Annotated in this window: 8 protein-coding genes; all 8 read left to right on the top strand. The window is 47.2% G+C overall.

Annotated elements, in window-relative coordinates; translation table 11 throughout:
* Positions 1-8 precede the first annotated feature (8 nt).
* Positions 9-2,306 carry a GH92 family glycosyl hydrolase gene (locus ABZD21_RS12780; protein ID WP_372775411.1) on the top strand — a complete coding sequence of 766 codons (2,298 nt, stop codon included), beginning with the start codon at positions 9-11 and terminating at the stop codon, positions 2,304-2,306.
* Between the two features lie 92 nt (positions 2,307-2,398).
* Positions 2,399-3,712 carry an alpha-L-fucosidase gene (locus tag ABZD21_RS12775; protein WP_372775410.1) on the top strand — a complete coding sequence of 438 codons (1,314 nt, stop codon included), beginning with the start codon at positions 2,399-2,401 and terminating at the stop codon, positions 3,710-3,712.
* A 106-nt stretch (positions 3,713-3,818) separates the two neighbouring features.
* Positions 3,819-6,281, top strand: coding sequence for a prolyl oligopeptidase family serine peptidase (locus ABZD21_RS12770; RefSeq protein ID WP_372775408.1), 2,463 nt, complete (start codon positions 3,819-3,821; stop codon positions 6,279-6,281).
* Between the two features lie 20 nt (positions 6,282-6,301).
* On the top strand, positions 6,302-7,798 hold the full coding sequence (locus ABZD21_RS12765) for a sulfatase-like hydrolase/transferase (RefSeq protein ID WP_372775407.1): 1,497 nt from the start codon (positions 6,302-6,304) through the stop codon (positions 7,796-7,798).
* A gap of 5 nt (positions 7,799-7,803) precedes the next feature.
* On the top strand, positions 7,804-10,119 hold the full coding sequence (locus tag ABZD21_RS12760) for a family 20 glycosylhydrolase (RefSeq protein WP_372775406.1): 2,316 nt from the start codon (positions 7,804-7,806) through the stop codon (positions 10,117-10,119).
* Between the two features lie 22 nt (positions 10,120-10,141).
* Complete coding sequence (locus ABZD21_RS12755) at positions 10,142-12,361, top strand: GH92 family glycosyl hydrolase (RefSeq protein ID WP_372775405.1); 2,220 nt, start codon at positions 10,142-10,144, stop codon at positions 12,359-12,361.
* Between the two features lie 13 nt (positions 12,362-12,374).
* Complete coding sequence (locus ABZD21_RS12750; protein WP_372775404.1) at positions 12,375-14,651, top strand: GH92 family glycosyl hydrolase; 2,277 nt, start codon at positions 12,375-12,377, stop codon at positions 14,649-14,651.
* A gap of 25 nt (positions 14,652-14,676) precedes the next feature.
* Positions 14,677-15,780: MFS transporter (locus ABZD21_RS12745; protein WP_372775403.1), on the top strand; the 1,104-nt coding region annotated here is incomplete at its 3' end.

Below are 15,780 nucleotides of genomic sequence, written 5' to 3'. Positions count from 1 at the left end.
GCATTGATATGAAAAGTTTCGGAAAGATAATTTGTTACGGATTGGTTGGAGTTCTGCTGGTTTCGAGCTGTGGTAAAGCAGATGAGAAACAGCCGGTGGACTACATTAACCCGATGATTGGTGCGGTGACTTATGGGAAAAAGACCACCGATGCTCACGGATTTGGTAAAACCTTTCCGGGGGCAGCCACGCCTTTCGGTTTGGTGCAGCTCAGTCCGGATACCTATACAGGTGGCGACAATGGTAGTGGATATTCTTACGAACACCCAACCCTCGAGGGTTTTAGCTTTACCCACATGAGCGGCGTGGGCTGGTTTGGCGATCTGGGTAATTTTCTGGTGACTCCAACTACCGGCGCACTGATTACCAACCGGGGTGTTCCCGAAAATCCGGAAGATGGCTACCGTTCGCGCTTCTCGCACGATACCGAAGTAGCCGAAGCCGGTTACTATGCCGTAACGCTCGACGACTACCAGGTGCGTACTGAGCTGACTGCGACTCCGCGCGCCGGGATCATTCGTTTCACCTTTCCCGAAAGCGACAGCTCACGCGTTCAGATCGATTTGTCGCGCCGTGTTGGCGGAACGTCAACCGAGCAATTCATAAAGATTGAAAATGAAAATACCATTTCAGGATGGATGAAATGTCCGCCCGAAGGTGGCGGCTGGGGAGCCGGTGCCGGAAATGCCGACTACACGGTTTATTTTTGGTGCCAGTTTAGCAAGCCGCTTTCCGATTACGGAGTTTGGAGTGCCGACATTCCGGGCGATGGCCGAAAAATGCGCCACATCCGCCAGGACGATTATCAGCTGGCTGTAAAGAATGCTCCCCGCTACCCGAAAGCCACCGAAATGCAGGGCAAGCACCTCGGGTTTTATACCAATTTCGACACCAAACAGGGCGAAGAAGTATTGCTGAAGTGTGGAATTTCCTTCGTGAATGTGGAAGGCGCCCAAATGAACCTGGAACACGACATTGACCATTGGGATTTTGACGAAGTACGCCAACAAGCCCGAACCCGTTGGAATGAAGCGATTGGAAATGTTCAGGTTGAAGGTGGCTCGGAAGAGGAGAAAATCATTTTTTACACGGCACTGTACCATACCATGATCGATCCGCGTACGTTCTCGGATGTGAACGGCAACTACATTGGTGCGGATAAAAAAGTACACCAATCCAGCGATTTCACCTACCGCACAATTTTCAGCGGTTGGGATGTGTTTCGGTCGCAGTTTCCGCTGCAAACCATCATCAACCCCTCGCTGGTAAACGACGAAGTAAACTCGCTGCTGCAAATGGCCGAGCTTAGCGGTCGCGGTTATCTGCCACGTTGGGAAATGCTGAATTCCTACTCGGGCTGCATGCTTGGCAATCCGGCCGTGTCGGTAATTGTGGATGCCTGGCAAAAAGGAATCCGTAACTACAACATCGAAAAAGCATTCGAATACTGCAAAAACAGCGTGGATACTTTTGGTAACGAGCCCCTGGGCTTCACGCCCCACAGCACCTCCAAAACATTGGAATATGCCTACACCGACTGGTGCCTGGCTCGTTTTGCCGAAGGGTTGAACAAACCTGAAATAGCTTTGGAGTATGATGCCCGTAGCATGAATTACAAAAATGTTTGGAGCGATGAAGTGAGCTGGTTCCGAGCTAAAGATGCCGAAGGAAACTGGACCGAATGGAAAGGGAAAACGGTGCACGGGCAAGGAAATATCGAGAGCAACCCGCTTCAACAAGGCTGGTTTGTTCCGCACGACCTCGAAGGGCTGAAAAATTTGATGGGTGGCGAAGCGGCTTACCGCGATTCACTGATCGCCTTTTTTGATAAAACACCTGCCGACTTTCTGTGGAACAATTATTACAACCACGCCAACGAACCGGTTCATCATGTGCCGTTTATGCTGAATACCGCGGGAGTGCCGCACCTCACCCAAAAGTGGACGCGCCGCATTTGTGAGGCTGCGTACGGAACCGATCCATACGGGCTTTGCGGAAACGAAGATGTAGGGCAAATGTCGGCCTGGTATGTGCTGGCGGCTATGGGCATTCACCCCATTTGCCCGGGCGACAACAAATACCAAATTACCAGTCCGGTGTTCAGTAAAATTGAAGTTCGCCTTGCCCCGGGGTATTACTCAGGTACGAAATTTACCATCCAGGCGAATAACAACTCGCCGGAGAATAGTTATATCCAGTCGATGAAGTTAAACGGGAATGACTTGAACCGTTTTTGGATTACCCACGACGAAATTGTAGCCGGCGGTACACTCGAAATGGAAATGGGCCCGGAGCCAATTTTATAGTGCTACCCGGAAGAGCCCTTTTGAAACAATAGGAAGCAGAAAACACTGCAAGAACGAAGAGAGAAAAAACAAATAAAATAAAATAGACAACCATGAGAAAATTAATTTTACTTGCCGTTTTTAGTATCACGATACTCGCGACACATGCGCAGCAATATTCTTATCCGATGCGCGAATACACGCCAACAGCAGAAAACCTCGAAGCCCGAAAAGAGTTTCAGGACATGCGCTTTGGTATGTTTATTCACTGGGGCGTTTACAGTATTTTGGGCGATGGCGAATGGGTCATGCTAAACCAGAAAATTCCGTTCAACACCTATAAGCGGTTGGCCGACTTCTTCAATCCGCTGGAATTTAACGCGAAAGAGTGGGTTCAAATCGCCAAGTCGGCCGGAATGAAATACATTACCATCACAAGCCGTCACCACGACAGCTTTAGCATGTTCGATACCGAAGCTTCGGATTATAACATTGTTGATGCCACCCCCTACGGAAAAGATCCGCTGAAAGAATTGGCCGAAGAATGTAAAAAAGAAGGGATTAAACTGAATTTCTATTACTCGCTTTTAGACTGGGCACGCGACGACTACGGTTTTGGTAAAAAGATCGTGGATGGTGTTCCGGAAGATACCGACTGGGACAGCTACATCGCCTTTATGAAGGCGCAGCTTACCGAGTTGCTGACCAACTACGGCGAAATTGGCTGCATTTGGTTCGATGGTCACTGGGATCGTAAAACCGCTGACTGGAGATACGATGAAATTTATGCCCTGATTCACGAATTGAGTCCGAAAACACTGATTGCCAACAACCACCACCTTACGCCAATTCCGGGTGAAGACATTCAAACTTTTGAGCGTGACCTGCCCGGAGAAAACAAAGGTGGTTACAGCCACGGTGTACAGGTGAGCGAATTGCCGTTGGAGTCGTGCGCTACGATGGCTAAATTTTGGGGATTTGGCTTGAATGACAAGAACTTTAAAAGCACTGAAGCCATCATTCATTTTCTGGTGAAAGCGGCCGGAAAAAACGGAAACTTGCTGCTGAACGTTGGTCCAATGCCAAACGGTAAAATTCAACCTGAATTTATTGAAACACTAAAGGAAGTGGGCGACTGGACTTCAACCTATGGCGAAACGGTCTACGGAACTCAGGGGAATCTGATTTCATCGCAGGATTGGGGAACGATTACTGCCAAAGGGAAAGAGTTGTTTGTTCATATTTTAGAGACACCCGGCTTACCCTACATTTTCATTCCTGAGTTTAACGAGAAAATAACTTCAGCTTATTCTTTCGACGGAAACGTGAAAGTAAAATACAAGCAAGTAGAAGAAGGTGTTTTCATTTTTACTGAAGGTATTCCTGCTAACTCGGTTGATCAGATCGTGAAACTAACGATTAAATAAATTAAAAGGTTTAAAGCGAAGTGGTGAGACTTCCGAATGTGCAATTCTGATACAAGCCGGATCGTTTCCGGGTTCACGGCAGATGTTTAACAATCAAAACAAGAAAATGAGCAAACACAGTTTATTCATCCTATTGGCAATTTTCATTTTTTCAGCAAGCCTGAGGGCTCAGCAAACTGTTTCGTTTCCTGAAGGAATGGTTGTCGGATCAGTCAGTCAGGGCGCACGTTCGGCAGTTTTTACCGATCCTGTTTTTTACCGCTTCAATATAAACACGAATTATACCCCGGCTGAAGATGACTCAGTTGGAATGGGGAGAAGGGGAAATGTGGAGCGCTGGGCGAAAATCGAGTCAACCGAAGGCGTTTTTAAAAGTCCTAAATTGAATGGCGGATATTTGTTCGTTACATACAATTCGGAGAAATCCGGAATTCAAATTCTGGAAGTTTCGGGTCACTCCGAGATTTATGTGAATGGAATTCCGCGCGGTGGCGATGTGTACAACAAGCATTTAATGTTCCTTCCCATCGAGCTAAAAAAAGGTGAAAACACATTTTGGGTGAAGGGGTCACGGGGCGAGGTGAAAATGCAGTTGCTCGAGCTTGAAAAGCCTATCGCTTTTATGCAACGCGACATGACGATCCCCGATTTTCTCACGACGGAAAACAATCTGAAAGTGGGGGCGATCCGGATTCTGAATTCAACCCAACAAACACAAGGAAAGCTCCGAATAGTGGCCGAGGCAAACGGAGTGAAAACCGAAACTGCTGTTTCATCAATTGTTCCGCTTACGATGCGGAAAGTAGCTTATTCCGTAATGGATTCATTCACAATGAAAGATACTGTTCGGGTACACTTAAAATTGTATCTGGGCAACAAATTGATCGATGAAACAAGCATTCCCTATTTTGTGCGGACTCCGGAAGAGCGCTACTCCCGAACGTTTATTTCCGGTATCGATGGCAGTGTGCAATACTTTTCGGTACGCGAAGGAAACATAGCCCCCGACACCAAACCGGCCATGTTTCTGTCGCTGCATGGCGCTTCTGTTGAGGCCAGAAGGCAAGCTGCCGAATACAAAGCGAAAGATTGGGGGCATGTAATTTGTCCGACAAACCGTCGCGACTACGGGTTCGACTGGGAAGACTGGGGGCGCTTGGATGCGCTTGAAGTTCAGCAGATTGCCGAAGAAATGTATGGCACCGATCCTGCCCGGACTTTCCTCACCGGTCACTCAATGGGTGGGCACGGAACCTGGCAGCTGGGGGTGCTTTATCCGGGAAAGTGGGCGGCTATTTCTCCTTTATCAGGTTGGTATTCGCTTTTTTCGTATGCCAATAAGGAGCAATTAACCGATCCCTCGCCTCTTGAAAATAGGTTTGTCAGGGCAAGCAATTCGAGCAATACACTGGAAATGTCGCGGAATTATCTGCAACACGGAATCTACATTCAGCATGGCGATTCCGACAATGTGGTTCCGGTTGAGCAAGCGCGTTTCATGCGCGAACATCTCGGGCAATTCCATCCCGATTTCGCCTACCTCGAATATCCGGAGAAAAAACATTGGTTTGGCGTCGACTTTTCGAGCATCTTCAACTATTTCAACGAACACAGCATTCCGGAGAATGGCGATGTGAAAACCTTTGAATTCCGGTCACCAAGCCCGGGTGTTTCGGCTGAAAGTCGTTTTGTAACGCTCTGGCAACAGGAAAAGCCGTACGAATTTTGTGGCGTAAACGTCACGCAGACCATTCCGAACGAGACGCAAAAGAAAAAAGGAGAAATACTGAAAAACCGCCTGATCACGGTTGAATCCGAAAACCTGAAACTATTTAAACTTGACCTGAAACATTGCGCAGGAGCAGACACCCTTCAGGTTGAAGTAGATGACGATTCATTCGAAAATCTGGCAGCATTTGCCGGTAATGAAGTTTGGTTTGCCAAAGAGAACGAATCGTGGAGCCTGACTGATAAACCGGAGAGTACCTTCGGGAAAAACCCGCTTCGCTACGGAAATTTCAAAGACGCGTTCCGGCACAACATGGTTTTTGTGTATTCAACTGCCGGAACCAAAGAGGAAAACGATTGGTCGTTGAACAAAGCACGTTTCGATGCCGAAACGTTTTATTACCGCGGAAACGGCTCAATCGATCTTGTTGCCGACAAAGACTTTACGCCCGAAAAATTTAAAGACCGTTCGGTTATTCTTTTCGGAAATGCAAGTACCAACGCGGCCTGGAAATCGTTGCTGGCTGATTGCCCGGTTCAAATTAAACGCGGTGAATTGAACGTTGGAGACAAAACGTTAGCAGGCACCGGCTATGGCGCTTACTTCATCTATCCGCGTAAGGACAGTAAAATCGCGTCGGTAGGTGTTATCTCCGGTTCCGGAATTGATGGCTTTCGGGCCGTAACTCCTAACCGGTACTTCAGATCGGGGGCCAGCATCCCCGACCTGATGGTTTTCACCTCCGATATGTATGTTGAGGGAATTAATGCGGTAAAAGCTGCCGGTTACTTTGGCAACGACTGGAGTATTGGAGCTGGAGATATTGTTTGGAATGAATAATAACATTAGAGCTTAAAATAATGCGGTATATACAGACGATAATCGTGGGATTGTGTTTGGTTGCTATGTTGGAATGTTCAGCCACAAAAAGGCAGAAACAGCAACCTAATTTCATCTTTATTTTGGTTGATGATCTGGGTAAAGAATGGGTTTCGAGCTATGGAGCGCAAGAGATTGAGACCCCAAATATTGATAAACTGGCGTCAGCAGGCATCAAGTTTAACAAGGCCTATTCCATGCCTCAATGTACACCCTCCCGTGTCGCCTTAATGACCGGCCAATATCCATACACCAACGGTTGGATCAATCATTACGATGTTCCGCGATGGGGGCACGGGGTGAATTTCGATTCGCAGAAAAACCCAAGTTTTGCCAACGTACTGAGACAAGCCGGATATAAAACCTGTGTCGCCGGGAAATGGCAGATCAACGATTTCCGTATTGAACCCGACGCCATGGAAAAGGCCGGTTTCGATGCCTATTGCATGTGGACCGGCTACGAAAGCGGCAACCCGGCAAGCGACAATCGTTATTGGGATCCGTACATTCATACCAGGGAGGGCAGCAAAACCTACACCGGTCAGTTTGGGCCCGATGTTTTTTCCAGTTTCATTATCGACTTTCTGCGCGAAAACAATAAACAGCCCATGTGTGTGTATTACCCAATGGTGCTCACTCATGCACCCTTTGTACATACACCGCTCGAGCCAAACGTCAAAACCAAATTCGAAAAGCATAAGGCCATGGTTAGGTACACCGATTTCATTATCGGAAAGATTGCAGACGCGTTGGACGAATTGCAGATTGCCGACAATACCTACCTGATTTTTACAACTGATAATGGAACAACGAGTTCAATTATTGGGAAAAGAGATTCTGTTTATGTAAGAGGAGGCAAGACATTTTTGACTGAGAATGGGATAAACTCGCCGTTTATTGTGGTAACTCCCGATCGGCTGAAAAAGGAAACTGATGCCCTTGTTGATTTCACCGACATTTATCCAACCTTGCTTGCATTGGCCGGAGTCGAACATTCGGACTCATTCAAAATCGATGGCCAGTCTTTCGATGGCGTACTGAAAGGAACCAACAACAAAGGCAACCGTGATTGGGCTTTGTCGATGGGTGGATTAACTGCGGTTATCAGCGAAGATAGTCTGATGCGAAACCGGTTCGACTTTAGGGATCGTATCATTCGATGCGAAAGGTACAAGGCCTATGTTGATACGCTAAAGCAAGTGGTGCGTGTGTTCGATATGGAGCAAGATCCGTATGAAACAAACAACCTGATCGGAAATAGCGATATGGCTCCGGTAATCGAGCATTTTGATTCCATTCTTTTCCACATTCCTGCGCACGATAGCAGTCCGGCCTATACCAGGCTAAAAAGCTTGGGCGGCGACGTTTCTGTTGAAGAGTTAAAAAATGAAGCAGCTCGGGGCCGTTCACGGGGCAATATGCTTCGGTTGGCTAAGGAAGAAGATTTTTTCAAGTTAAAAAACGAATATAAAAAATAGAGATCATGGGTAAGTTTATGAATTTTACTTTAGCAGCTATACCAATTGTTGCTGTGTTATTGCTGGCATCTTGTGCAAATCCCAGCTTTAAGCCGGAAGATATTTCGCTGGTTCCCCAGCCCGAGAGCCTCGTGGTTGGCGAAAGCTCATTCCGCTTCGATGCGCACACACGCATGGTCGTTAACGACGAAGCACCGGCAAAAGCGGCCAGTTATTTGAATCAGCTTTTTGAAACGGCTGCAGGGTTTAGTTTGGTTGTAACCGACAAGGCTTCAAAAAATGCGGTCGTTTTTCAGCAAACAGAAGGCATGGCTCCGGAGGCCTACAAGCTCGAAATAACTACCGGACAAATTGTGATTCAGGCAGCCGACGAAGCCGGTTTCTTTTATGGGGTGCAAACCATCCGGCAATTATTGCCTCACCAAATTGAAAGCGCCGCTAGAACCGATGCCCAATGGGTGGTTCCCTGCGTTGAGGTGAACGATAAACCCCGCTTTTCGTGGCGTGGCATGCACATGGATTTCAGCCGCCACTTCTTTAATATCGACGAGGTGAAAGATTTTCTGGATTACATGGCCTTGTACAAGCTAAATATGTTTCACATGCACCTGACCGATGATCAGGGTTGGCGGATTGAAATTAAAAAATACCCTCTGCTGACTGAAAAAGGAGCATGGCGAATTGAAAACAATCAGGACACCATTTGCAACGAGCGGGCGGTGGAAAACGAACTTTATACCATTGATCCGAGCAACTACCGGGAAATTGACGGACAGCGCAAGTACGGCGGTTTTTTCACCCAGGATCAGATTCGCGAAATCGTGGCTTATGCCGACGAGCGCTGCATCACTGTTGTTCCCGAAATCGATATGCCGGGTCACTTTCTGGCAGCCATCGATAATTACCTGTTTTTGTCGTGTACCGGCGAACCCGGCTGGGGACGCGTTTTCTCAACGCCTGCCTGTCTGGGAAAAGAAACCACCTATGAGTTTATGGAGAATATTTTGGACGAAGTGGCTGACCTGTTTCCCTGCGAATACATCCACATTGGTGGCGATGAGGTGCGAATTGAAATCTGGGAGGAATGTCCAAACTGCCAAAACGAAATAAAAACCAACAACCTGAAAGACGAGCACGAGCTGCAATCGCACTTTAACCGTCGCATTGAACGGTTTCTGCAATCGAAAGGAAAACAGCTGATGGGCTGGGACGAAATTGTTGAGGGTGGTTTAACTGCCGATGCCTCAGTGATGTGGTGGAGAGGCTGGAGACCTGAAGCTCCGAAAATTGCGGCTGAAAATGGCAATGATATCGTGATTACGACGACGGCTGCATATTATTACGATTACCTGAACGATCACAATGCCATGCACCGGGTTTATGAATACGAGCCTGTTCCTGCCGATTTTACGGAACAAGAAACTGCTCACGTTCTGGGAATTCAGGCTAACCTTTGGACCGAGTGGATTCCGAGCTTCAAACGCTTGCAGTATCAGGCGTTCCCGCGTTTGCAGGCCATGGCCGAAACTGCCTGGACTAATAAGGAGTTGAAAGACGTGGAAGATTTCGACCGCCGAATGGTGCAGCAGTTTGATCGCATGGACCAATTGGGCATTTACTATTATATACCGGCTGTAGAAGGTTTGTCGAAAGAGATTGTTTACGTCGACAGCACTTTGGTGACCCTGAATTTAGCCTATCCGCTGGCCGGAACCGAAATTTATTACACACTCGATGGTTCCGTTCCTACCCAAGAATCAATCCGTTACACCGAACCGTTTTTTGTGAGTGACGAGGGTCAAATTAAGGCGCGTTCGTTTCGTGGCGACCTTTTTAACGATATCGCAACAGCTCAAATTGAGCATCAGGACTATCGGGAAGCATCTTCGGTTGTCCCGGCTACTAACGGTTTGAAACGCTGGGTGGCAAAGGCAGGTTTTTCGAAAGTGGAAGAAATTAAGCTGCCTGCCTCGCACGAATGGGCTGCAGTTGATAGCATCGGATTGGGCGAATTTAACGAACAGGCCGATTTCGCGATGGTTTTTTCAGCTTATATCAACATCGAGACCGATGGTATTTACGAGTTTGAGTTGAAGTCGGATGGTGGCAGTTTGCTCTACCTCGGCGATGAGCTTGTTGTGGATAAAAGCGACCAGCATGGGCCGTTTAAAAAATACGAAAAAGTGGCCCTTAAGCAAGGGTGGCACTCATTTGCTGTGCACTATTTGGCAAGCAGTAAACCTCGCGAGATCAGCGTTTATGTGACACAGCCTGATGGTACACGCGAGCTGTTGACGAACGCTATTTGTAGCTACGAATAATAAAAAATTAAACCAATAGATTATGACTTCTTTTTGTTTTCGATTTATATGTCTGTGCATTTTCTCCACTCTTTTGGCTTGTTCAAGCCAAACGAAGGAGGAACGCAATTTCACGGCATCAGTTGATCCAATGATTGGTTCAGGCGGACACGGACATGTTTTTGTTGGCGCTAATGTTCCGTTCGGAATGGTTCAGCTCGGGCCAAACAACATTTTTAAAGGATGGGACTGGTGCTCCGGATATCATTATTCCGATTCAACGATTATCGGGTTTTCGCATACGCATTTAAGTGGTACCGGAATTGGCGATTATGGCGATATTTTGTTCATGCCGGTTGTGCTCGACAGTGTTCCGACAGCCGACTTTACCTTTGAGCAATGGGCTTCGAAATTTACGCACAATAAGGAACTGGTACGCCCCGGTTACTATTCCGTTCATCTCGATACTTACAAGATTGATGTTGAACTGGCCGCCACCGAACGGGTTGGCATTCAGAAATACACCTTCCCGGCAGGAAAAAAAACACAGCTTATTGTCGACCTGAAAACAGGAATTGGCTGGGATAAATTAACCCAGGCGAAAATTAGCAGGATCGACGATCAAACAATTTCAGGCTATCGGTTTTCAACCGGATGGGCTAAGGATCAACGGATTTATTTTACGACTAAATTCTCGCAAAAAATTAAGTCAATCAGCTACCTAAATTCAACCTTAGGAGCCGACGAACCTACAAATATCGCTTTAATCGAGTTTGAAGGATCGGGTGAGTTGATGGCTAAAACAGGTTTATCGCCGGTTAGCGAAGAAGGTGCAGCCAATAATTTGGCGAAGGAAGTGGCAGATTGGAATTTTGACGCGGTTGTGCTTGCCGCTGAAAAAAGCTGGAACAAAGAATTGCAAAAAATTGACGCGAAATTCAGTTCTGCCGATGATGAAAAGATCTTCTATACCGCCCTATATCACAGCGTTATTTTCCCTTCGCTTTTCAACGATGCTAATGGCGATTTTGTGGGAAAAGACAGTACGGTAGTGAACACCGGACATCAAAATTTTACGGTATTCTCGCTTTGGGATACGTATCGGGCACTGCATCCGCTGCTGACTATAACACAACCCGATAAAGTAAGCGATCTGGTGAATACCATGCTTGAAATATACAAAGTTCAGGGCAAGTTGCCGGTTTGGCATTTGGCCGGAAACGAAACAAATACAATGGTCGGAAACCATGCCATCCCGGTTATTGTCGACGCGTATCTGAAGGGTTTTGAAGGCTTCGACCCGGAGCTTGCGTACGAAGCGGTGAGAGCTTCGTCGATGATCGATTTCCGGGGAATGAACCATGTGAAGGAGTTGAGTTTTTTGCCAGCCGACGAAGATGTTGAATCGGTTGCTCGCGCGTTGGAATACGCCATCGACGACTGGTGTGTGGCCGCGATGGCTCAAAAACTTGGAAAGAGCGATGATTTTGAATATTTCAGCAAACGGGCAAAGCTTTATCAATTGTATTTCGATAAGCAAAAGCAGTTTATGCGTGGCCGTTTGGCAAACGGAAATTTCCGCGAGTCGTTCGATCCGGTTCACTCGAAACACCGCGAAGATGATTTTTGCGAAGGAAACGCCTGGCAGTACACCTGGCTTGTTCCGCACGATCCGTATGGCTTGATCGATCTTTTTGGCGGCGAAACGGGTTTCATTACAAAACTGGATTCATTGTTTACCATTAGTTCCGAACTTGGAGAGGGAGCTTCTCCCGATGTCTCAGGACTGATCGGACAATACGCGCATGGCAACGAGCCGAGCCATCACACAACCTATTTGTACGCTTTTGCCGGACAGCAATGGAAAACGGCAACGAAGGTGCGTGAAATCATGAAAACGATGTACCACAATGCTCCCGATGGTTTGTCTGGGAATGAAGATTGCGGACAGATGTCGGCCTGGTACATTTTTTCATCCCTGGGTTTTTATCCCGTCAATCCGGCCAATGGTGTGTATGTGTTCGGTAGTCCTGTCGTTAACGAGGCTACTATTCACCTTCCGGAAGGAAAAGAATTTGACATTGTTGCAGAAAACAACAGCGACCAGAATATTTACATCCAATCGGTTGAGTTAAACGGGCAGCCCTACGAAAAATCGTATATCACCCATCAGGAAATCACTGCCGGTGGAAGCCTGAAATTTGTGATGGGGCCAAATCCAAATGTCGAATTCGGCACAGCCAACGAAAACAGGCCGCAATAAATCAATCAGAATCATGCGATCAATCAATCATATAAAGATCAGAAACCGAAAAATACCGGGGGGTGTCAATCTCTCGCTGTTTCTTGTTTTGTTGCTATCGGTTCAAACGGTTGCCGCTCAAAAAATTGTCGACTATGTGAATCCGTTTATCGGAACAACCAATTTTGGAGCAACCAATCCGGGGGCGGTAGTCCCGCAGGGAATGGTTTCGGTGGTTCCGTTCAATGTCTCTGGTTCGGCTGACAATACCTTCGACAAGGATTCACGCTGGTGGTCGACCCCCTATGGCTGGGAAAACAACTATTTTACCGGTTATTCGCATGTAAATCTTAGCGGCGTGGGCTGTCCCGAGTTGGGAGTTATTCTGCTGATGCCTACCAGTGGCGAAGTTACCGCAAGTAACAAGGCTTATGGTTCAGCCATGAGCAGTCAGCAAGCATCGCCGGGCTATTACAGCAACCAGTTGACTAAATATGGCATTAAGACTGAAGTTACCGCGACCGAACGGGCAGGACTGAGTAAATTTACATTCCCGGCCGGAAAATCGAATATTCTGATTGATTTGGGAGCCGGCCTCACCAACGAAAACGGCGCGATGATCCGGGTGGTGAACAACCGGGAGATGGAGGGCTGGCGCATGACCGGTAGTTTCTGTTACAACGACGGCAGCGAACGTCCGGTGTATTTTGTGGCGCGTTTCAGCCAGGCTGCCGACGAGTTTGGAGTCTGGAAAAAAATGCCGGCCATGAAAGCCGAAGCATCCTGGACTAAAACCAACAATCAGTTTAAATATTACGAAAGCTTTAACCAGCACATGGCTGGCGACAGCATTGGAGCCTGGATGACTTTCAATACGAAACCGGATACAGAAATACTTGTGAAAGTAGGAGTTTCGTACGTGAGCATTGACAATGCGCGGGAAAACCTGGACGCGGAAATCGATGGTTTCGATTTTGAGAACGTTGTTGAGCAAGCAGCCGAAAAATGGGAAAAAACCTTGTCGAAGGTGAAAGTGAAAGGCGGAACCGAAGATCAAAAGACCATTTTCTATACGGCCTTGTATCATACCCAGCTGCATCCGAATATTATTCAGGATGTGAACGGACAATATCCGGAGATGGAGTCCAATGGCATTGGTAAAACCTGCAACAACCGCTACACGGTGTTTTCGCTTTGGGATACCTATCGCAACCTTCATCCGTTGATGAGCCTTATTTATCCTGATAAGCAATTGGACATGGTTCGTTCGATGGTGGACATGTATCAGGAAAGTGGCTGGATGCCGAAGTGGGAGCTGAATAGTAAGGAAACCCACGTGATGGAAGGCGATCCGGCTATTCCGGTGATCGTTGACACCTACCTGCGCGGGTTGCGCGATTTTGATGTGGAGGCAGCCTGGCAGGCGATGCGAAAATCGGCCACCACCAAGGGATCGGATAACAAGCTGCGTCCCGATATCGACGACTACCTTCAGAAAGGCTATGTGCCGCTCACCGAAGAATTTGACAATTCCGTTTCGCATGCACTGGAGTACTACATTGCCGACTGGAACCTGGCTCAATTGGCAAAATCAATTGGCAAAACCGAAGACTATCACCAATTTTTGAAGCAATCGCAAGGGTACAAAAACTATTTCGATGCTGAATATGGGGTGCTTCGGCCGAAGCTGGCCGACGGTAGCTTTCTTACTCCTTTCAACCCAAGGCAAGGCGAAAATTTCGAGCCATGTCCCGGTTTTCACGAGGGAACAGCCTGGCAATATACCTTTGCGGTTCCGCACGATGTGGAGGGATTGATGAAATTGATGGGGGGAAAGAACGCTTTCGTTCAGAAGCTTCAAAAGGTGTTTGATGAAGGTCTTTTCGATATGGCCAATGAACCCGATATTCATTATCCGTGGCTTTTCAATTTTGTGAAAGGAGAGGAATGGCGCGGCCAAAAAGAGCTTGCGCGATTGATAGAAACCTATTTCAAAAATACGCCCGATGGACTTCCGGGGAATGACGACTGCGGGACACTTTCGGCTTGGTTGGTTTACGGAATGATGGGCTTCTACCCGGTTTGTCCGGGAAATATGGATTACGCGCTTGCCAATCCGGTCTTCGACGAAGTGAGCATTGAGCTTGACCCAAATTTTTATCCGGGGAAAACCATCACCATTCGAAAAGCCAAATCAACTAAAACTGACGCATTCGTTCGAAGCATTCGTTGGAACGGGAAAACAACAAAAAACTTTTTCATCAAACACAACGACCTTGTTTCGGGGGGCGTTCTGGAATTTATCAGGTAAGAAATAAAGCTAGTTAGTTAAGAATATGTCTGTAAAAGAAAGTAAAACCAACCATCCTGCACGCTGGGTTCCATCCGTTTATTTCGCCATGGGATTGCCATTTGTAGCCATCGCCACAGCATCGACCCTGATGTACAAAAATATGGGGATTTCCGATTCGCAAATCGCGCTTTGGACTTCGCTGATCATGTTGCCATGGACATTGAAATTTCTCTGGAGTCCGTTTCTTGAAATGTTTAAAACCAAAAAACATTTTGTTGTCGGAACCCAAATCCTGACCGGAATTATTTTCGGTTTGGTAGCGCTTTCGCTGCCGCTGCCGGGGTTTTTCAGGTATTCCATCGCTTTATTGGCTATCGTCGCCTTTAGTGGCTCAACACACGATATTGCAACTGATGGGGTTTATCTGAATGTGCTGTCGCTGAAAGAACAGGCCAAATACATTGGTTGGCAGGGAGCGGCATACAACATCGCCAAAATCCTGACCGGAGGAGCGTTTGTCTTTCTGGCCGGTGAACTTGAAGTTCGCATGGGAGTGACTACCGCATGGATGGTGGTTATGTCGGTTTATGGTATAATCATGCTGACATTGGGTTTGTATCACATTCGGATGCTTCCTTCGGGAGGAGCCGCAAGTGGCGTGAAATCGATGAACGAAGGCCTGCTGACTTTGTGGGATGTGCTTAAAACCTTTTTTCAGAAGAAGGATATCGTCTGGTACATTGTTTTCATCATCTTTTATCGTTTTGCCGAAGGCTTCGCGATAAAAATTGCTCCGCTGTTTTTTAAAGCCGAACGGATGGATGGCGGGCTGGGCCTGTCGACCTCCGAAATCGGCATCGTTTACGGTGTTTTTGGAGCGGCTGCTTTTGTACTTGGATCGCTGATGGCCGGCTATTTTATTTCCGGAAGAGGATTGAAAAAATCGCTGTTCATTCTTTGCTGTAGCTTCAATATACCATTCGCTGTTTACGCTGTTTTGGCGCTCATGCAACCTGAAAGTCTTTATTTTATCGGTACTGCGGTTGTTCTTGAGTATTTCGGGTATGGTTTCGGTTTTGTTGGCCTCATGCTGTTTATGATGCAACAAGTGGCACCCGGGAAATACAAAATGGCGCATTACGCCTTT

The sequence above is a fragment of the Mangrovibacterium sp. genome (assembly GCF_041596335.1).
GTDB lineage: Bacteria > Bacteroidota > Bacteroidia > Bacteroidales > Prolixibacteraceae > Mangrovibacterium.
The sequence above is the reverse complement of the archived record's forward strand: the minus strand, read 5'-3'. Positions and strand labels throughout refer to the sequence as shown.